Raw genomic sequence first — 1,540 nt, forward strand, 5'->3', positions numbered from 1 at the left:
GGATCGTTCCCGTACCGGCCCTCCGGCGTTCCGTGCGCGCTTCCGTCCGGGTGGATCCGCCCCGGGGTCGGACCGCCGCCGTGGGGGAGCGCCCGCGGCTCACCCCGTGGCGAAGAGCACCACGAGCAGCACCAGCCCGGCCACCGCCGGGGCGATGATCTCGTACGCCCAGCGCACCTGCGGCTCGCCCTGTGCGCCCTCGCTCCCGGCGCGCAGCTCGGCGAGCTCGCGCAGCTCGGCGACGGCCCGGTCGGTGGGCGCGGTCCGGGCGTCGCTGTCCCGCACGTCGGCGGTGACGGAGGTGCGGCGGTGCGGATCGTCCTGGGAGGCACGGGCGGCGCGGCGGGCCGCCCGCTTGCGCTGGCGCAGCGAGACGGGGATCGCCCACAGCTGGTACTTGGCGCCCTCCTGGGTGAACACCTCGCTGGAGTAGCCGGCGCGGACGTCGGCGACGGCGGCCCAGGGCAGGAGGATCGACCGGAAGGGGTTGCGGATCCGGAGCCGCTGGTCGTTGGCGTACACCGCGGGCCGGATGGTGAAGGCGACGATCAGCGGGACCACGAGGACGAGCCCGGCGAGTGCGAGCCAGGGGGTGCGCCCCTCGCCGCGGATCACCGCATCCCCCGTGAACAGGACCGCGAGCAGCACCAGGAAGACGCCGCTCGCGATCCCGAGGGGCGACCGGAAGACCTTGTCGGCGTAGGCCGGTGCTGCGGACGGCTGGTCGGGGGTCGACTCGCGGCTCGGCTCGTGGCTGGGCTCGGGGGTCGGCTCGGGGGTCGTCATGCCGCCGATTGTGCCTCAGCCGGCGGACCGGAGCTCAAGCGGCCCGCACGGCCGTGAGCTCCGCGTACAGGATGATGTTGTCGGGGCGGTGGCCGTCGACCAGCTCCCCGCCGCAGGTGATCAGCCGGAGTTCGGGGCGCGTGGTGTTCCCGTACACCTTGGTCGTCGGGAAGGCGCCCTTGTCGACCTGCTCCAGCTCGCGGACCCGGAAGACCGCTGTCCTGCCGTCGGCGCGGGCGACGGCGATCTCGTCGCCGATCCGGACCTTGGCGACGTCCTTGAGGACGGCGGGGCCGCGGACGGTGTCGAAGTGGCCGATGAGGACGGCGGGGCCGGTCTCCCCGGGCGTGACGCCCTTCTCGTACCAACCGATGCGGTCGGCGTCGGCGACCGGGGGCACCTCGACGGTGCCGTCGGCGTTCAAGCCCAGGTCCAGGATCGGACGGGCGTCGACCCCGGCGGCGGGGACCTGGACGCGGACGGGCAGGGAGCGGGGCAGCGCTTGCACCGGGGCGGCGCCCTTCGCGGGAGCGGTGGCGGGGGCGGTGGCCCCGGTGATGTGGGCGGGCGGGGTGGAGGGCGAGGGGCCGGACGCCGAGCAGCCGGTGAGCGCCACGAGCGCGGTCAGGAGGAGGACGGACGCGGTGCGGGGGCGGATGCGGTTCACGGGAGGGCTCCGGGCGGGACGGGACGGGCGGCGGGGGGGCCCCCCCCCGGGGGGGCCGCCGGCGGGGCCGCCGGGCGGGGGGCGCGG

Annotated in this window: 2 protein-coding genes; both read right to left on the minus strand. The window is 76.4% G+C overall.

Annotation, left to right across the window (positions count from 1 at the left end):
* Positions 1-99: 99 nt before the first annotated feature.
* The gene (locus ACFW22_RS34755; RefSeq protein WP_386412530.1) at positions 100-786 is read right to left on the minus strand and encodes a PH domain-containing protein; all 687 of its coding nucleotides are present in this window, start codon (positions 784-786) and stop codon (positions 100-102) included.
* A gap of 34 nt (positions 787-820) precedes the next feature.
* Positions 821-1,453: a class F sortase gene (locus ACFW22_RS34760; protein WP_386412532.1), complete on the minus strand. Its 633-nt coding sequence runs from the start codon at positions 1,451-1,453 to the stop codon at positions 821-823.
* Positions 1,454-1,540: the final 87 nt, after the last annotated feature.

It is taken from the genome of Streptomyces sp. NPDC058872, assembly GCF_042743065.1.
GTDB lineage: Bacteria > Actinomycetota > Actinomycetes > Streptomycetales > Streptomycetaceae > Streptomyces.

Excerpts from the sequence above, each read along its gene's own strand:
- ACFW22_RS34755 (WP_386412530.1), bottom strand. The coding sequence starts at position 786 with ATGACGACCCCCGAGCCGACCCCCGAGCCCAGCCACGAGCCGAGCCGC.